This is a genomic window from Lachnoclostridium sp. An169 (assembly GCF_002160525.1).
GTDB classification, from domain to species: Bacteria; Bacillota; Clostridia; order Lachnospirales; family Lachnospiraceae; genus Mediterraneibacter; species Mediterraneibacter cottocaccae.
This window is the reverse complement of the sequence record NZ_NFKT01000012.1, coordinates 26,117-43,314: the sequence shown is the minus strand read 5'-3', so window position 1 is coordinate 43,314 and position 17,198 is coordinate 26,117. Positions and strand designations below refer to the sequence as shown.

General features: G+C 49.5%; 15 protein-coding genes and 1 riboswitch. Of the genes, 6 read left to right on the top strand and 9 right to left on the bottom strand.

Going from position 1 to position 17,198, the window contains the following annotated elements:
• Nucleotides 1–177 precede the first annotated feature (177 nt).
• The 3 genes from speB (B5F07_RS10030) (at nucleotide 178) to B5F07_RS10020 (ending at nucleotide 5,012) form a co-directional block, all read left to right on the top strand.
• Nucleotides 178–1,167, top strand: a complete 990-nt coding sequence (gene speB, locus B5F07_RS10030) for an agmatinase (protein ID WP_087161146.1) — start codon at nucleotides 178–180, stop codon at nucleotides 1,165–1,167.
• A gap of 13 nt (nucleotides 1,168–1,180) precedes the next feature.
• Complete coding sequence (gene speB, locus B5F07_RS10025) at nucleotides 1,181–3,148, top strand: agmatinase (RefSeq protein ID WP_162613101.1); 1,968 nt, start codon at nucleotides 1,181–1,183, stop codon at nucleotides 3,146–3,148.
• A 250-nt stretch (nucleotides 3,149–3,398) separates the two neighbouring features.
• The gene (locus B5F07_RS10020; RefSeq protein ID WP_087161144.1) at nucleotides 3,399–5,012 is read left to right on the top strand and encodes a putative polysaccharide biosynthesis protein; all 1,614 of its coding nucleotides are present in this window, start codon (nucleotides 3,399–3,401) and stop codon (nucleotides 5,010–5,012) included.
• Nucleotides 5,013–5,114: 102 nt separating this feature from the next.
• Here the strand turns inward: B5F07_RS10020 and B5F07_RS10015 are convergent, their stop codons facing one another.
• Both B5F07_RS10015 and ftsH read right to left on the bottom strand, forming a co-directional pair.
• Nucleotides 5,115–5,780: an energy-coupled thiamine transporter ThiT gene (locus tag B5F07_RS10015; protein ID WP_087161143.1), complete on the bottom strand. Its 666-nt coding sequence runs from the start codon at nucleotides 5,778–5,780 to the stop codon at nucleotides 5,115–5,117.
• Between the two features lie 48 nt (nucleotides 5,781–5,828).
• A riboswitch (TPP riboswitch) is annotated at nucleotides 5,829–5,934 on the bottom strand.
• Between the two features lie 142 nt (nucleotides 5,935–6,076).
• Entirely contained in the window at nucleotides 6,077–7,900 is a 1,824-nt protein-coding gene (gene ftsH, locus B5F07_RS10010) for an ATP-dependent zinc metalloprotease FtsH (protein WP_087161142.1), read from the bottom strand.
• A gap of 236 nt (nucleotides 7,901–8,136) precedes the next feature.
• Between ftsH and B5F07_RS10005 the strand changes: the two genes are divergently transcribed.
• Nucleotides 8,137–8,982, top strand: a complete 846-nt coding sequence (locus B5F07_RS10005) for a glycosyltransferase family 8 protein (protein ID WP_087161141.1) — start codon at nucleotides 8,137–8,139, stop codon at nucleotides 8,980–8,982.
• A gap of 19 nt (nucleotides 8,983–9,001) precedes the next feature.
• Here B5F07_RS10005 and B5F07_RS10000 read toward each other — a convergent pair whose 3' ends face one another.
• A complete protein-coding gene (locus tag B5F07_RS10000) occupies nucleotides 9,002–9,538 on the bottom strand; it encodes a TetR family transcriptional regulator (protein WP_087161140.1) in 537 nt (178 codons plus the stop codon).
• 269 nt (nucleotides 9,539–9,807) lie between these two features.
• On the opposite strand from B5F07_RS10000, the gene B5F07_RS09995 reads away from it, so the two are divergent.
• Nucleotides 9,808–10,395 (top strand): HdeD family acid-resistance protein, encoded by a 588-nt coding sequence (locus B5F07_RS09995; RefSeq protein WP_087161139.1) that lies wholly within the window; start codon nucleotides 9,808–9,810, stop codon nucleotides 10,393–10,395.
• A 139-nt stretch (nucleotides 10,396–10,534) separates the two neighbouring features.
• A complete protein-coding gene (locus B5F07_RS09990; RefSeq protein ID WP_087161138.1) occupies nucleotides 10,535–11,269 on the top strand; it encodes a lysophospholipid acyltransferase family protein in 735 nt (244 codons plus the stop codon).
• 22 nt (nucleotides 11,270–11,291) lie between these two features.
• On the opposite strand, the gene B5F07_RS09985 is transcribed toward B5F07_RS09990, so the two are convergent.
• From B5F07_RS09985 to B5F07_RS09960, 6 genes are all read right to left on the bottom strand, one after another.
• Nucleotides 11,292–12,299 (bottom strand): sensor histidine kinase, encoded by a 1,008-nt coding sequence (locus B5F07_RS09985; RefSeq protein ID WP_087161137.1) that lies wholly within the window; start codon nucleotides 12,297–12,299, stop codon nucleotides 11,292–11,294.
• Nucleotides 12,296–12,955 (bottom strand): response regulator transcription factor, encoded by a 660-nt coding sequence (locus B5F07_RS09980; protein WP_087161136.1) that lies wholly within the window; start codon nucleotides 12,953–12,955, stop codon nucleotides 12,296–12,298. The genes B5F07_RS09985 and B5F07_RS09980 overlap by 4 nt, the downstream gene beginning before the upstream one ends.
• 5 nt (nucleotides 12,956–12,960) lie before the next feature.
• The gene (locus B5F07_RS09975; RefSeq protein ID WP_087161135.1) at nucleotides 12,961–14,940 is read right to left on the bottom strand and encodes an FtsX-like permease family protein; all 1,980 of its coding nucleotides are present in this window, start codon (nucleotides 14,938–14,940) and stop codon (nucleotides 12,961–12,963) included.
• Entirely contained in the window at nucleotides 14,930–15,697 is a 768-nt protein-coding gene (locus tag B5F07_RS09970; protein ID WP_087161134.1) for an ABC transporter ATP-binding protein, read from the bottom strand. The genes B5F07_RS09975 and B5F07_RS09970 overlap by 11 nt, the downstream gene beginning before the upstream one ends.
• A 114-nt stretch (nucleotides 15,698–15,811) precedes the next feature.
• Nucleotides 15,812–16,426, bottom strand: coding sequence for a nucleotidyl transferase AbiEii/AbiGii toxin family protein (locus B5F07_RS09965; protein WP_087161133.1), 615 nt, complete (start codon nucleotides 16,424–16,426; stop codon nucleotides 15,812–15,814).
• Entirely contained in the window at nucleotides 16,410–17,036 is a 627-nt protein-coding gene (locus B5F07_RS09960; RefSeq protein WP_087161132.1) for a hypothetical protein, read from the bottom strand. Before B5F07_RS09960 ends, B5F07_RS09965 begins: the two co-directional genes overlap by 17 nt.
• Nucleotides 17,037–17,198 lie beyond the last annotated feature (162 nt).

Here is a 17,198-nt window from a genome sequence, read left to right as displayed (position 1 = left end):
CATTGGAAATTTCACTTTCCGAGTTTTATGTCACAAAAAGTTTTACTGCTTCCGACATTCACTCATTCTGCGACATTTTCCGTTTGTCCGCCTGTTTCTGATCAGCGCTTGACTTTTGTGCAGCGCAAAGATTTAGTGTTTAGACATTATAAAAAAGAAAAGAGGTAATGAGGTACTATGAAATACGTTCCACAGAAAAAACGCAGACTTGGTCCGGCATGTACAGGCATCTCAACTTTTCTCGATCTTCCATATGCAAAGGATGCAAAGATTTTGGAAGAAATCGATTTTGCCATAGCCGGTGTTCCTTTCGACACACTGGTGACGTTCCGTCCCGGCTGCCGCTTCGGTCCCGACGCCATCCGTAATGCCTACGGGGCACAGCTTTACAGCGATGCCTTCGACCTGACTCTCTTCGACCATATACAGGGGATCGACTATGGAGACATTCCCGTACAGTGCGGATTCCCGGAACCGTCTGCCGAAAACATTACGAATACAGTGAAAGAAATGGCAGGAGCCGGAATCATCCCCGTCCTGGTAGGCGGAGATCACTCCATCGCATTTCCGGAACTTCTCGGATATAAGGAAGCCATTGGCAAAGTTGCCATCCTTCATTTTGACAGTCATTCTGATACCGGATACCATGAGATGGCACCCGATGCCCCGAGAGATCACGGCACTCCTTTCAAGGACGCCATCGAAAATGACTGCATCCTTACAGACCATTCCGTTCAGATCGGAATGCGGGGCCTTACCGGAGCTGTTGCAAAAGACTATTCTTTTGCAAGGGGATCGGGCATGACGGTCATTACCGCGGAAGCTCTTCATAAAATGGATATTTACACTGCAGCGGAAAAAATCCGCGGTATTCTGGGAGACGCCCCGGTCTTTGTATCATTTGACATTGATTTTCTCGATCCGGTTTATGCTCCCGGTACCGGTACACCGGAAGGCGGCGGATTTTCAACATGGGAGGCTCTCGAACTTCTCCGCTGCTGCCTGATCGGCAAGAATTTTATCGGTTTCGACCTTGTGGAAGTAAATCCGCAGTATGACTCCGGTGATAAGACAGCGATAGCCGGGAAACGGCTTATCTATGAATTCCTGACGCTGCTTGCCTGCAGGAAAGCCGGCATTACATCATATGAAGACTTTGGAATATAGGAGGAATACAGGTATGACAGAAACAGTAAAAAAGCAACCGGAAACCGGTTTTAATACTTATAAAAATCTTCCCTACCGGGCAGACCTTGACACCTGTGATTATGTTGTGGCAGGCATCGGATTCGACTCTGCCACCAGCGGTTCACCCGGCACACGTTTTGCCCCGGACGCCATCCGCAACTGCTACTGGAAACACATGGGATACAATCAGAATCTTGAGGTTGAGACCTCCCTTGCTTCCGGTACGGATTATGGAAATATCGAGGTAAAACACGGTTATATCCTGCCTTCTTTCCATATGATAACATCAGCTATGAAAGAATTCCTCTCTCATGGCGTCGTCACGGTAATCCTTGGCGGAGACCATTCCGTTACCCTGCCCGAACTTCGTGCCATCAAAGAATACTACGGACCGGTTGCCCTTGTACATTTTGATTCCCACAGGGACGTCCGCTGTTTCGGAACGAAATACGATCATGGAACTCCCTTCTCCCGTGCTGTGGAAGAAGGTCTGATCGACTGTGAACATTCCATCCAGATCGGAATGCGCGGCGGCTTTCACAGCAAAGAGTATTATGATTTTGCCAAAGACAGGGGCATGAAAGTCATTCATGCCTATGAGCTTCTCGATATGAAGGCAGATGCCGTCATAGACACAATACTCAAACAGGTCGGCAATGCCCCCTGCTTTCTGACCTTTGATATTGATTTTCTCGATCCCGCAGCTGCACCGGGAACCGGTACGCCGGTAGTCGGAGGTCCGGAGACAACCCTGGCCAGACAGATCATACGCGGCATTGCTTCGCTTCTTGACATCAAAGGGTTTGACATCGTAGAAGTTGCACCCGATCTTGACAGCGGCGGACTCACCTGCCAGGCTGCGGACGGCATCCTGGTAGACATGATCGGTTCCATCGCGAAGAGAAAAGAGCTTGGCACTCTCCGCCGTGGCAGCGGTGTTCCGCTTTTCCCGGACACCGAGGAAAAGACAAAAGAATTCGAAGAGAAAAATCTAGCAGAACAGGGCGATATTCCTGCTTTTCCCAGCACGGGAATCCATACTTTTATGGGCTTTCCTCATTCCAGAGATATATCCGGCGCCGATGCGGTCATCTACGGCATGCCTTATGACTGTGCCACGTCCAACCGCCCAGGGACACGTTTCGCCCCGAGAGAGATCCGGAAATGCTGGGGATTTTCCAATTATGACATTGAATTCCAGTTTAACGCCAGAGAGAATTTTACCGGAATAGATTATGGAGACTTTGATATTCCTTACCAGAATGTACACGAGACTATACTCGCCGTCACCAGTCAGCTGGATCAGATCTTAAGCGAGACAGACGGCGTTACCATCGGCGTAGGAGGAGACCACGCACTTACTTTTGCCGAACTCCGTTCCATGAAAAAGAAATACGGTCCCATGGCATTTATCCATTTCGACTCCCACACGGACACTTGGGACGCTCCCGATGGCGACGGGAACTGTCTGATCACTCACGGGACCCCGTTCCGGCTCGCCATCAACAACGGCAGCCTGGATGCCGCCCACGGCATTCAGATCGGTCTCCGCTCCGGCGGCAAAACAGATCATGACTTTGCCCTCAGTCACGGCATGAAAATCATAAAAGCACAGGAACTCCACAAGATCAGCCTGGAGAGCGCTGCGCAGCGTATTCGGGACACAGTCGGTGACTGCCCTGTTTTCGTGACATTTGATATCGATTTTATCGATCCCGCTTACGCTCCCGGCACCGGGACCCCCATTGCCGGCGGCTTCACCACCGCTGAGGCGTTAAAACTTCTGCGGCTTGCCCTTCCCGGGCTGAACATTAAAGGATTTGATCTCGTCGAAGTGGCCCCGCAGTATGATACAGGGAATATTACAACACTGGCAGGCGCACGGATTATTTCCGAATTTCTGAGCATTGCCTCATATAATAAGAATGTGCTCAAGCAGACGGTGTCTCCGCAAGGCTGAACCCCTGCGCCTGCATCCGCAGGTCTGCGCACCTGTACTTATATCCGCAGGCCTGCACGTCTGCACTTATAAAAGAAAAACGAACGATCTGCCCATGTGTACTTTCCGCGCTGTTTTAATGACAGAATTTATTTTCTTTTCATACTTGCATCCCTCCGAAGCGGTTGACAAAGGACAGCATAAGAACGTAAAATATCTATATGATTATTTTGAAAGATTTTCCTGACAGAAAAGAAAGGCAAGTACACAAATGGGCACAAGAAAAAAACAGGCAGATAACAATTATCTGATCCAGGGAACGATCCTGGCCGCAGCAGGCATCATCGTCCGCCTGATCGGACTGTTTTACAAGATCCCGATGACCCGCTTTCTCGGGGACGAGGGCATCGGCTACTACAATACAGCATACGAAATCTACAACATCGGTCTTATTCTTTCCTCATACAGTCTTCCCCTGGCGGTCTCCAAACTGATCGCTGCCAAGGAGGAAGAACACAATTACAACGATTCAAAAAGAGTATTCCACTGCGGACTGGCGATCGGAGTCTTTACCGGCGGGCTTATGACTGTCCTGCTGCTTGCAGGCGCGAACTGGATCGCCTCCGTGATCTTCAACAGCCCGGGAAGCGCTCTGCCGCTCCGGGTCATGGCTCCTACGATCCTGGTGTTTGCCGTGATGGGCGTGTTCCGCGGATTCTTCCAGGGCCGCGGCAATATGATGCCCACTTCCCTGTCCCAGGTCATTGAACAGGTGGTACATGCGGCAGTGAGTATCTGGGCGTCCTGGTACTTTATGAAGCGCTTTGCAGATATGGATAATCCGGCATCCTACGGCGCGGCCGGCGGAACACTGGGAACCCTTGTGGGCGCACTGGCGGCATTTCTGATTCTCGCCTGGATGATGTACATATACCAGAGGCATTCCCGGAAACGCCGGAGTTCTGCCCCGGCATCTTCCTACAGCGATATCATGAAGCTTCTGATCCTTACGTTTACACCGATCATTCTGAGCCAGTTTGTCTATCAGCTCAGCGGCTCTGTGGATAATTCCATGTTCGGTCTGATCATGGGAGGAAAAGGCCTGGATGAAAGCGAACGTCTTTCCCTGCTCGGCATTTACGGCGGAAAATACCGTCTTCTGACAAACGTGCCGGTGGCAATCGCCTCTTCCCTGGGCGCATCCATGATACCGAGTATCGTGACATCCCGTGTCAGAGGGGAAAAACGGGAAGTAAAGAACAAGATTTATATGACTGTCAAATTCAACATGCTGATTGCCATCCCCTGTGCGGCTGCCATGCTTTCCCTGGCAGGTCCGATCATGCAGCTTGTATTCGGAGACAGCAGAGAGATGACTGCCAACCTTCTGATGATGGGTTCAACGGCTGTAATCTTCTTCTCTTTATCCACTGTGACCAATGCGGTGCTTCAGGGCATCGACCAGCTGAGGAAATCTGTCACTCACTCGGCGATCTCCCTGGTGATCCACATTGTCCTGGTCTACATCATGCTGCAGCACCTGAATCTCGGAGTGTACGGACTTGTCATCGGCAACCTGACCTTTGCCCTGGTGGTGTGTATTCTGAACTGGATCGCCATCGGCAAGACACTGCATTACCATCAGGAAATCAGGACAACCTTCCTGCTTCCGCTGGCTGCCTCCGCAATCATGGCTGTAGCGGCAAGGCTGATTTACATGGGAATTCATGCGCTGGTCCCGTCCAATACCCTGGCAGTGTGCGTGGCGGCAGTATTCGGATTCGTCCTTTACCTGTTCCTGATCATCGCCTTTAAGACTGTAACCAGACGGGAACTGCAGCAGATGCCCATGGGAAATATCCTTCTGAAGATTCTGAGGCAGTAACATACGGCATAAACACAAACCGGGAATCCGCAAAAAGCCGGGAATCCGCCATTTTGCGGATTCCCGGCTTTTTCATTCACATATTCGTCGGTAACAAAAGCGTTATTCTGTCGCGCTCTGCTTTACTTTTCCAAGCGCCCGCACCACAGGCGGCAGAGAAATAATAATCACAGTGATAATTCCCTCAACCAGCAGATAGCTGTAATTATAGAGAATCGGGTATACCGCTGCCAGCGATTTCGGGAAGTTTTCCGGCATATAGTCCATCCAGTAGAGATATCCTCCAAGTACATGGAATACTCCCCGCGCAAACACAGCCAGTATATATCCTTTCACAAGCCCGTGTCTGCTCTTTGCGAACAGTCCGGCAAGTCCCAGCGCCGCAAAGGCAAGCACATAGTCGCAGCATACCTGGAAAAGTGACAGGACATAAGGCTCCTGAAGGAACTGAAGAAGACCGTACACAAATCCTACCATCATTCCGGTTGCCACGCCGTACCAGTTCGCCACAAGGACGATAAAAAGCATACTGCAGAGCGTCACACTTCCGCCCCAGGGCATCTTCACAACACGCACATAGGACGTGGCAAACGCCAACGCAAGCGCCACAGCACAGAATACAAGCTGCTTGGTTGTCAGTTTCTTTTTCTCGGAGTGTTTTCCTGCAAGGAATACAGCGCCGACAAACAGTGCAATTCCGACCACAGCACTCACCACATATCCGGCAGTGGTAAGTCCGCCGTCAGCTGTCACCAGAAAATCAAACATAAAAAAATCCCTCCTGTTTCTCCGACTGAAAACAAAAGGGGCTCGAAAAATAAAGATGGTTCATATCCCTACGTTGGCATTATCCAAATCAGGTTATGGGTCGAAGTTTTTAACTTCCTCTCAGCCTGTCGCACAAGCTCCCCTTGTCATCAATCATATGTAATTTTGTACCGGGTATTATAGTAAACCCGGAGGGCGGAAATGTCAAGAGGGGAAAATTGAATTGCAAAGAGAGTCGGCATAACCGCCGGGGCAGCCCATAACAAAACCGCCCCGGCGACGCAACGATATATTCTTTATTTCTTCTCCAGTATCTTCATAAACTCATCTCCGGTTATGGTCTCTTTCTCATAAAGATATTCCGAGATCTCATCCAGTTTCTCCCGGTTATCCTCTAGAATCTTCCGGGCTTTTTCATGCTGCTTCTTCACCAGTTCCACTACTTTCCGGTCGATCTCCGCCTGTGTCTCGGCAGAGCAGGTCAGTGAAGTGTCCCCTCCCAGATACTGGTTCGTCACCGTCTCCATTGCCACCATATCGAATTCCTCGCTCATACCGTAGCGGGTGATCATGGAACGGGCAAGCTTGGTTGCCTGCTCGATATCATTGGAGGCTCCGGTGGAAGAGGAATGGAACACCAGCTCCTCCGCCGCACGTCCGCCGGTCAGCGTGGCGATCTTGTTCTCCAGTTCTTCCTGGCTCATCAGATAATGATTTCCCTCATCCACCTGCATGGTGTAACCCAGCGCACCCGATGTCCGGGGAACGATAGTGATCTTCTGGACCGGAGCCGAATGGGTCTGCATGGCAGCTACAAGGGCATGTCCCACCTCATGATAGGACACAATCTTCTTCTCCTGATCCGTAAGGATGGCGTTCTTCTTCTGATACCCGGCGATAACGACTTCAATGCTCTCTTCCAGGTCCGCCTGTGTCACGCAGTTCCTCCCGGTGCGCACCGTCCGGAGCGCCGCCTCATTTACAATATTGGCAAGCTCTGCGCCGGATGCACCGGAGGCCATTCTCGCCACTTTGTTGAAGTCCACACTGTCGTCCAGTTTTACCTTTTTGGCATGAACTTTCAGAATCTCCTCCCTGCCCTTGAGATCCGGCAGTTCTACCGGCACTCTCCGGTCAAAACGTCCCGGCCTGGTCAGCGCCGGATCCAGAGACTCCGGACGGTTCGTTGCCGCCAGAATGATTACGCCGTTGTTATTCTCGAATCCGTCCATCTCCGTGAGAAGCTGATTGAGGGTCTGCTCCCTCTCATCATTTCCTCCCACTCTGCCGTCGCGCTTCTGCCCGATGGCGTCGATCTCGTCGATAAACACGATACAGGGCGCCTTTTCTTTTGCCTGTTTAAACAGATCTCTCACCTTGGATGCGCCCATTCCCACGAACATCTCTACAAACTCAGAGCCGGACATGGAGAAGAACGGCACGTTTGCCTCACCTGCCACAGCCTTGGCAAGCATGGTCTTTCCTGTTCCCGGCGGTCCCACAAGCAGAACTCCCTTGGGCATATTCGCCCCCACTTCTCTGTACTTCCCGGGATTGTGAAGATAATCTACGATCTCTGCCAGGCTTTCCTTTGCCTCGTCCTCTCCTGCCACATCCGAGAACCGGATTCCCTCTGAGGATTTGACGTAGACCTTCGCATTGCTCTTCCCCATACCGAATATCATGGAGTCCGGTCCGCCGCTTGCCCGGTTCATCAGTTTCTTTGACATATACTGCCCGATCCCCACAAAAATCAGAATCGGCAGAATCCACGAAAGAATGAGGGTCAGCCACGGCGATGTCTGTTTGACAATCTGTCCGTAAATACTGGCCCCTGAATCGACCAGTCTCTGTGTAAGATCCGGATCATCGATCATCCCGGTCTCATAGATCCGGGTGCCGTCCTTGTCTGTAAACAGGATTCTGTTTTCCTCCTGCTGGATCTCCACCTGACCGATATCTTTCTCTTCCGTCATCTTTATAAACTGTTCATACCCCACTTCAACAATCTGGCGTTCCGCGAACCAGGGCATCAGCAGAAAATTGAACAGAAGCAGAATGATCATGACGATCACATAGTAGAAAATCAGCGGTTTCCGCGGTTTCTTTATCTCCTGCATCTTCCTTCCTCCTTTGCATATGCATACTATTTCTTTCTTATATCAGGAAATAAATCATTCCACAATTATCAACTTTCATATTCTGTATTTACAAAATGCAGAATATGTCAGTATTTATTACAGATTCTCCATTCTGTAAGGATATTTTTCTCTCTTTATCCGTAGTTAATATTCTCTTTTTCCTGTAGTATAATAATGATAAAATATACTCAAAACCTTTGGAGGACCGCGTTAAGATGGAAACCATAAAAATTCTTACCACACTCAACCAGAATTATCTGCCCCGCCTTCAGGTACTTCTCACTTCCATTTATATCACCCATCCCGGGAAACCGTTCGAGATCTACCTGATTCACAACGGAATCTCCGCACCGCTGCTGGATAAGGTCGGACTCCAGTGCGACCGGTTCGGATTCGGCTTCTGCCCGGTTCAGATCGATCCCGGCTGTTTCCGGGATGCCCCTGTAACCCGCCAGTATCCCCGGGAAATGTACTACCGCCTTCTGGCTCCTCTCCTTCTACCGGGGGAACTGCACCGTATCCTGTATCTCGATCCGGATACCCTGGTCATCAACCCGCTCGACACGCTTTGGGAAACCGACCTTCAGGGGAACCTGTTTGCCGCGGCTGCACATACGGGAAAGACGGACCTGGCAAACAATATCAACCAGGTCCGTCTCGGAACAGATCACAATTATTTTAATTCGGGTGTTCTCCTCATGGATCTTAAGCAGGGACGGGAAGAAATCTCGGCAGACGGCGTGTTCCGCTTTGTCCGGGAGCATGCAAAGGAGCTTCTTCTTCCGGATCAGGACATACTCAATATCATGTTCGGGAACCGTACCCTGGAAGTGGATGACTATCTCTGGAACTACGATGCCCGCAACTACAATACTTATCTGCTCAGAAGCGGCGGAAAATGCAATATGGACTGGGTATTAAGCCACACCTCCATCCTGCATTTCTGCGGAAAATCCAAGCCCTGGCAGGCCGGATATGTACATCGTTTCGGGATACTCTACAAACACTACACACAGCTTACCCGCAGAACCGGCTTCTATCTCGCCGATACTCCGGAGTAAGCCCCCTTCCCGGCTCGCCTCAGAGGTTCGGGAAGATTTTCCCGGAGAGCAGCAGCTTCAGCTGCCGGACCAGTTCCTCCCGGTCCGTCTCCGGATTGCCCGCATACCGCAGAAGTACCCCCACCATACCGCATGCATGGAAACGGAGCATCACTTCCATATCCGCATAACTGATATTCCTGCCCGCCGGGAGATGTTTTGCCAGCTCTTTCAGGTAGACACACACCGCTTCCACAAGCATCTCCTCCACCTGCGCTCTTTTTCTTGACTCCATCAGCCTGCGCAGCTTCTGATAATTTTTTTCGGTAAACTCAATGTGTATCCGCAGTACCTCATCCAGATTCGCCGCGTCAAGGCTTCGCTCCGTCAGCCGCTTTGCCGACTGAAGGAACACCCATTCCAGTACTTCCATAATATCGTGAAAATGATAATAAAACGTCTGCCGTGAGATACCGCACTCTTCAATCAGCATTTTCACCGTAATCTTGTCGATGCTCCTGGTTTCCAGCAGCCTGTAAAATGCACCTGCTATCACTTTTTTCATATCTACAGCCATTTTCTCTCTCCTGCAATCAACTGAATCTGCCTTTTGATGTAAATATCTGTCTTATATTTTACCATGGAAAGAATTCTGTGTACACCGGAAGATTCTTCATCCCGGAAGCTGTAAAATATTAAATTTTAAATAAATTAGCACTCTTCTCTTTACAGTGCTGATAATGCGTTCTATATTAGGAGTATCAGGAGATTTCCCCGCGGGGAGTTCCTGTTCACATAGATGAAAATGAACAATATATCTGTCACAGCTGACAAGGAGGCTTTTTTATGAGATGGTTTGATTCTGATTTTGATTATGTACACGAATTTATGGAACATTGGAACAGCCAGAGAAGAAAGGTGCGCACGGCAAGCTGTATCGCCGGAATCCTTCTGATTATCGCCGGTATTCTGACAATCGTCTTTCCGGTCGGTATCTTCGCTGTCATACAGTATGTTGCCGCCGCGGCACTGATCATCCTGGGTATCTACCGCCTGGTTTCTTACGCATCCGTGACATGGCATTTTAAGGATCCCATGCTGATCGTAACGGGTATCCTTAATATTCTGCTCGGTATTCTTCTGCTGTTTATGCCTGTTGTACTGACCGTTCAGGTCATTACGTTTCTTTTTGCCTTTCTGCTGATTTTCAGCGGGACACAGAAGATTTCCTTTGCCTCACGGATGAAATATTTCCGGATCGGACATACCGGCGCCCTGACTTTCAGCGGAGTACTGGACATTATACTGGCGGTGATTTTCCTGTTTCTTCCGTTCACCTCAGCGCTGACCCTGAACTATATTATCTCCGCTTATCTGATCCTGGGAGGCATTACGCTTCTGATTGAGGCTGCGGGAATGCATAAGCTGGAATAATACGGATCTGCCACCCTTGCTTTTTCGCTCTTGCTGCGGTATACTTTATTGTGGTGTTTTTTCCCATATTTTCCGCTGAACTTCCAGAGGGAACCAGCGGTCCGGGACACCGATTCTGAAGAAAAAGAGGCGTTGCGTCATGATTCGTTTTCTGTGTATCGTTATATTTGTTGTACTGTTCCTGATTGTTTCGATTCCCATCTTTTTCGTGGAATGGATCGTCGGGAAATTCAATCCCTACGCAAGAGATATCAGTTCCCTGCGCATTGTCCAGTGGGCATTCAAAGTAATTATTAAAATGGCAGGTGTTCAGCTGACAGTCATCGGAGAGGAAAACATTCCCGATGAAGCGGTCGTATACATTGCCAACCACCGCAGCTATTTTGACATTGTGCTCACTTACGCGAGATGCAAACGCCTGACCGGTTACATCGCCAAAAAGGAAATGGAACGGTGGCCTTCCCTCTCCACCTGGATGCGCAGGCTTTACTGTCTCTTCCTTGACCGGAAAGATCCGAAAGAGGGACTCAAGATGATCCTGCAGGCCATCGAGTACATCAAACGGGGAATTTCAATATGCATCTTTCCCGAAGGTACGAGGAACACCGGCGAAGAGCTGAGCATGCTGCCTTTCAAGGATGGAGCATTTAAGATCTCTACCAAGTCGGGATGTGCGATTATTCCCGTATCCCTGAACAACACCGCCGAGATTTTTGAGAATCATCTTCCGAAAGTAAAGAAAACGCATGTGGTGATCGAATACGGAAAGCCGATCTATCCGGATCAGCTCGACAAAGACACCAAACGCCATATCGGAAACTATGTTGAAAATATCATAAAAGAAACCATACACAAAAACGCGGAGCTTATCTAAGCTCCGCGTTTTTCTTTTTCCATCACTCTTCTTCCCGCATCCCGCTCTTCGGGAAGCAGATACACACTCTCGTATATTCCTTTTCCACCGAATCCACAGAAATCTCCAGTCCCAGTCTCCGGCATAACTTTTTCGAGAGGTACAGCCCCATCCCCGTGGCATTCTTCTTTTTCCGGTCCGCCCCTGTAAATCCTTTCTCAAATATCCGCGGCAGATCCGCTTCCGGGATGCCCCGCCCGTTGTCCTCGATATAGAGGAGAACCCGGTGCGCGTCCTCCCGGGCAGAGACTGCAAGCCTTCTCCCGGGCTTTGCCGGATCACTGTATTTCACCGCGTTTTGAATAATCTGGGCAAGAATGAACCCCAGCCATTTCTCATCCGTATAGATATCCACATCAAGACCCGAAGTTTCCACCTTTATCCCCCGTTCGAGCAGATAATGGCGGAATCTTAAGACAGCGCCATGGACCGCCTCCTCCAGGGAAAGCTTCCGCACAAAATAGTCTTTCTCTGTATCCCCGCTTCTGGCATAGTAGAGCATCTGTTCCACAAGCAGGTTTGCCCGGTCCGCCTCTTTTTTCAGGGCATAATCCCTGTTGTTGTCAAAGGTCAGGGACAGAGCGCTGATGGGAATCTTGATCTCATGGACAAAGCTCTCCACATATTCCCGGTATTCTCTCTGTTCTGTCTCCAGTGCCCCGATGCGGCCGTTCATCGCCCGGCACGCTTCCTTTAAGGCATAGTAATAGGCTGCTCCGCGGATATCCCGGGGCTTTGGCAGCACCTCTGCAACATAATATTTCTCCTCCAGACCGTCCGTAAGTGCAACGATCCGGTCATACTCCTTTTTCTCCCGCATATATGTGACCACAAGCACCGCGCCCTCACACAGGACAAAGAGCCCCAGGAGAAGCACGATATAAAATCCATGAGTCTGCGAGAACATGAGTGTCATGATCACAAACAGAAGAAAGACCAGATGGAGGAGGAGCACCGATATCTTCTCCTCCAGAAATGCCAGAAAATTCACAGTCTCCAACCCTTTCCGCGGACATTTTCCAGAAGATCCGTGACACCGATCTCACGAAGCTTCTTTTTCAGTCTCGTCATATTGACCATCAGCACATTTTCATCCAGATAAAACTTCTCATTCCACAGTTGGTCGAGGAGCTCCTCCTTGCTGATGATCCTGCCATCATTCATAAAGAAATAGTAGAGGATGCGGAACTCGTTTCTCGTCAGTTCCACTTCCCGCTCCCCGCACCGCAAAATGGAGAGATGCAGGTCCAGCACGCATCCCTTCCGCTCGATCTGACGGAAATTATTGGGGTCAGTAAGGGCAAGCGCCCGCCGGATCTTCTCCGCCAGGATCAGGGTGTCATAGGGCTTGGTGATGAAGTCGATCCCACCTGCGCGGATGCTCTCCAGTTCGTCCCGGGAGGAGTCCCGGCTGGTGACGAAGATCACCGGGACCGGCTTTTCCCCGCGGATCTTCCGGCACAGTTCGTAACCGTCCTCAAAGGGAAGCCCCACATCCATGAGGATGAGATCCGCCGGAAGCCTGCGGACCTCATCTGTGATATGTTCAAAGTCATCGGGCTGTGCGGTGTCGTAGCCCAGCGTTTTCAGAAACCGTGCCAGTTCGCCGCGCAGCCGTTTATCATCTTCTATGATCACTATAAGCACTGTTGTTACACCCTTCCCTCATCCACATTTCTCTTGAATCCCACATACGCCGCCAGGAAATACACCCCATACACAATCAGGAAAACCGCAAGCCCGCTGAAAAAGTATCCCAGATACGCATATCCGTTCGGCAGGATTACCTGGTAGAGCCGGTTGATGGACGTGAGCACGCAGAAGCTGATGACCACCGGGATCACCACCGGAAGCCCGAAGAAGATCCCGAGCTGTTTGAGGATCGTCCGGTGCAGCGCCCCGTCTCCCACACCCAGTCTGCTTAAGACTGTATACCGGTAACGGTACTTCGAGGCGTCGCTCAGCGACTGGATCGCCAGAATCGTCCCAACTGTGGAGATGAAGATAAAGGCAATGTAAAGGCAGATGGAGGAAACCATGGCCACCATCGTATTGCTCTCCTCCCTTGCGGCTCCTCTGACCTGGAAACGGTAAAACTGCTCATGCCTGTCCCCGTTTTCATCCGTCCGCACAAGATGCCATGCCATCCGTTCCCGGAGCTTATCCCGCAGGGCCAGTGTTGTCTCTTCCTTCGTATCCACGATCAGATGAGACTCTGCCACTTCCAGTCCCTCCGTACACTCATCCGGGAGCACCAGGACAAAATACCCTTCGTTGGATATACTGTACCAGTATGTCCGGCTTTCGATCTCCCGCTGGGAAAGTCTGGTCCCGTCCGCCAGCGTGATCTCCTTCAGGCTGTCCTCATTCTGGAACAGATAGATCGCCGACGCCCCCACGGTCAGGATATACTCGTCCCGTCCAAGATCCACGGGATCCATTCCCCGCAGGGTCCGCATCTTATTATAGTCTCTCTCCCGGATCACAGTATCAAAATCGGTATCCGATCCATCGAACGGGATCAGAGCGCGGAACTGCCCTTTCGGCTCCTTATAAATATCAAAGGCAAATATCTCGTCAATGGTATAGTCTTCCTCAATGACGGCAATATAATCGTCAAATACCTCCGGGTCATCGAACACACTGAAATCATAAGGCGCTTCGGAATCGATCATGTACTCGTACATTCCTTTGGTGATATAGGAGATGTTCATGGCGACCAGTGTCAGCATGATCAGCATGGCCAGGGTTCCCATGGTAAAGCTCATGCTCCTCACCTTCGAGGAAAATGTGCGCGCCACGAACAGGTTATCCTTTCTGTACCTTGCCTTTTTACTTTTCAGGACCAGAGACAGAATCATGTCCGGAAGTGTCATGGCAATCCCGTAGATTCCCACGATCATCATAAGGATACTGAGCATCAGACAATACATCGTCTCCTCTGCCCCGGAAACGGAAAAATCAAAACGGGAATCCCAGAGAAACAGCCCTCCTGCGGTGACGATAATGCTGAGCACACAGATCAGAGCGCGGTATTTTTTCGAGGCGAGCATTTTCTTCTCGTTCCGGTTCTCGTAGTAGAGGAAGCCCTGAATCGTCATTTTCCGCATCCGCCGCACCATACTGAAAAGAACCAGTACATAGATCACAGCAAAATAGATCCCCAGAAGGCGCACCGCACCCCAGTCGAATCCAATCAGCAGCAGATCCTTAATCCCGAAAATCCCCGTGATGACAAAGGACAAGAACTGGCTTGCCACCCATCCCGCCGGAATGGACAGAATCAGCGCCGTGAATCCCAGAAGCACATTTTCCATGAGAAACATTTTCGCAATATCTCTTTTCCGGATTCCCAGAAGCATATAAGTTCCGAACTCCCTGCTCCGTCTGCCGAACATGAACTTTGCGGTATAATTAATGAGAAAGCAGACTACAAAGATAATGACCACATTCACAAACTGCATGATTATCTTAAATGTATTCATCCCATAGGACAGTTCTGCCACAGCGTCTGATCCCGCCACCAGGCTGAACGCAAAGATCAGGGAGAAGGACAGGGTGATGGTGATCAGATAGATCACGTAATCGCGGATACTCCGTTTTGCATTGCGAAAGGCGAGTCTACTTAACATCTTCCAGATCACCTCCGAGCAGTGTGAGAATATCCAGGATCTCATTGAAAAATTCCCTGCGCGTCTTATTTCCCCTGCGGATCTCGTTAAAGATCTTCCCGTCTTTCAGAAACAGGATACGCCCGCAGAAGGAGGCGCTGAACGAATCGTGGGTGACCATCAGGATCGTAGCGTTCATCTTTCTGTTCATGTCCGCCATCGTCTCCAGAAGAAGCCGGGACGAACGGGAATCCAGCGCGCCGGTGGGCTCGTCCGCAAGGATCAGCTTCGGCTCGTTTACAAGCGCCCTGGCACAGGCGCATCTCTGCTTCTGCCCGCCGGACACCTCGTAAGGAAACTTTCCCAGGATATCCCCGATTCCCAGTTTCCCGGCGATGTCCTGCACCCTCCGGCTGATCGTCCCGGAGTCCGCCCGGTTGATGATCAGCGACAGCGATATATTTTCCTCGATGGTCAGCGTATCCAGAAGGTTGAAGTCCTGAAAGATGAATCCTAAGTTCTCCCTCCGGAAATCCGCGAAATCCTTCTCCTTTATAGCCGTGATGTCCTCTCCGCCGATCACGATATGCCCGGATGTCACAGTATCGATCGTGGAAATACAGTTGAGCAGCGTGGTCTTCCCCGAACCGCTGGCTCCCATGATCGCCGTAAATTCCCCCTCGTCCACACACATGGAAATGCCGTCCACCGCTTTGGTGATATTGCCTCCCGTTCCGTAGTACTTCTTTACCTGTTCCAGTGTCAAAATGTGTTCCATAGATGCTCCTTCCCTGCCGGCATAACACTTCATAAGCTGCTTATGAAAGAATTATATCAGCAGGGGAGGGAAAATACACTTACAGTTTTGTAAGTGAAATATGAACGCTTCGGTTTATTCATCAAACACTTTGCTGTCTGCAATACATTTCACAGCGGAAAGCGCATCCTCATAACTGACTTTCTCCTCTAACAATTTGCTTGTAAGAACGTTATAGTCTTCTTTGTAAACATTCTTTTCCATTATCTCATTCAACACTCCCGTCACATTCACTCCTGTTGTTGCCGATGGGCAGATATTTGTTTTTGCACGAACCTCACGGACTTCTTTTACAAGAGAACAAAATGCACTGTCCAACGCAGAATCATACGTCAAATCATAACGATTATAATCTCTCCTGCTCCTGATATCCTCTATATTTGGTATGGTCATTCCCAGTTCATCAGCGATATCTGTAATTCCATATTTCAATTTTCGCTTATTGCCCTGTGATAAAGTGCGGTCGATCGTAATATCAATATCCTCGGAAAACCGGGATATCACCCGATGGCACTTCTGGAGCGAAGTTCCTCCCTTAAATACAGGAAAATCGAACTGCAAAGACAGCTTTCTCAGCACCATTGTCACATAATAATCTTTTTCTATAATCTCTGGCTCTAAACCAGTCTTATATACAGCCAGATTAACAGCCTCGATAAACTGTTCCCGCTCCTCATGCAAGTACACCATTTAACAGCCTCATTTCATACATATTTTTATAGATCTTATCCGGATAATAGGGCAGGTACTCTTCCAACTGGCTGAAACGGATCTCATATGCTTTCATATAGGCTGTGATCCGTGCAAGCTGTTCATCTTTTCCCCTTTCAGCATAAAAATCTATGTCTTTGATAAGATCAAGCAACTGCATCTGACGGAAGTTATCTTCTGTCACTTTCACCCTCGGTTTTCTTAGTATTATCAATGAAGAGGCAAGCCTGACCTCCCTGTAGTCATTCGTCGCCTTATTGGTAACAACCTCACAACTCGCCGGCACCTGTGAAGTAAGTCCCATCTGGTTTGCGAATATTCCCCCACTGATATAACCGCATCTTTGACCGTCCTCTTTCAGATATTTCTGTTCGATCACTTTATCTCTGGAAAGTTGGGAACCGGACTTAAAAACAGATTTCTTCGGTATAAAATAGATACCTGTATCATATCTTTTTAACCTTCCCGCATCTGTCAGTTTTTTTACCTGCTGCCTGATACTGTTCATCGACATTCCTTCATACTGTATCTCCGAAATAAAAATCGGCTCGTTTTCTCCATATGTTTCTTTCAAATATTCATACAGCATCTGCTTTCCTTCTCTCTGATAATGTTTTTATAGTCTCTATCTTCGATTTTATTTTATCTTTTTAGCAGTTCTTTTGCAACTACTATTTTACAGATACTCCTCAACTAATATCAGTACGCTTTCCTGTCGCTATAAAGCTCGCTCCCCGATGCACACAAATTC

Bases quoted from the DNA above. Each gene is read 5' to 3' on its own strand.
- B5F07_RS09990 (WP_087161138.1), top strand. From the start codon at position 10,535: ATGATTCGTTTTCTGTGTATCGTTATATTTGTTGTACTGTTCCTGATT.
- ftsH (WP_087161142.1), bottom strand. From the start codon at position 7,900: ATGCAGGAGATAAAGAAACCGCGGAAACCGCTGATTTTCTACTATGTG.
- B5F07_RS10020 (WP_087161144.1), top strand. From the start codon at position 3,399: ATGGGCACAAGAAAAAAACAGGCAGATAACAATTATCTGATCCAGGGA.
- B5F07_RS09970 (WP_087161134.1), bottom strand. From the start codon at position 15,697: ATGGAACACATTTTGACACTGGAACAGGTAAAGAAGTACTACGGAACG.
- speB (WP_162613101.1), top strand. From the start codon at position 1,181: ATGACAGAAACAGTAAAAAAGCAACCGGAAACCGGTTTTAATACTTAT.
- B5F07_RS10000 (WP_087161140.1), bottom strand. From the start codon at position 9,538: ATGGCTGTAGATATGAAAAAAGTGATAGCAGGTGCATTTTACAGGCTG.
- B5F07_RS09960 (WP_087161132.1), bottom strand. From the start codon at position 17,036: ATGCTGTATGAATATTTGAAAGAAACATATGGAGAAAACGAGCCGATT.
- B5F07_RS10015 (WP_087161143.1), bottom strand. From the start codon at position 5,780: ATGTTTGATTTTCTGGTGACAGCTGACGGCGGACTTACCACTGCCGGA.
- speB (WP_087161146.1), top strand. From the start codon at position 178: ATGAAATACGTTCCACAGAAAAAACGCAGACTTGGTCCGGCATGTACA.
- B5F07_RS09965 (WP_087161133.1), bottom strand. From the start codon at position 16,426: ATGGTGTACTTGCATGAGGAGCGGGAACAGTTTATCGAGGCTGTTAAT.
- B5F07_RS09995 (WP_087161139.1), top strand. From the start codon at position 9,808: ATGAGATGGTTTGATTCTGATTTTGATTATGTACACGAATTTATGGAA.
- B5F07_RS09975 (WP_087161135.1), bottom strand. From the start codon at position 14,940: ATGTTAAGTAGACTCGCCTTTCGCAATGCAAAACGGAGTATCCGCGAT.
- B5F07_RS10005 (WP_087161141.1), top strand. From the start codon at position 8,137: ATGGAAACCATAAAAATTCTTACCACACTCAACCAGAATTATCTGCCC.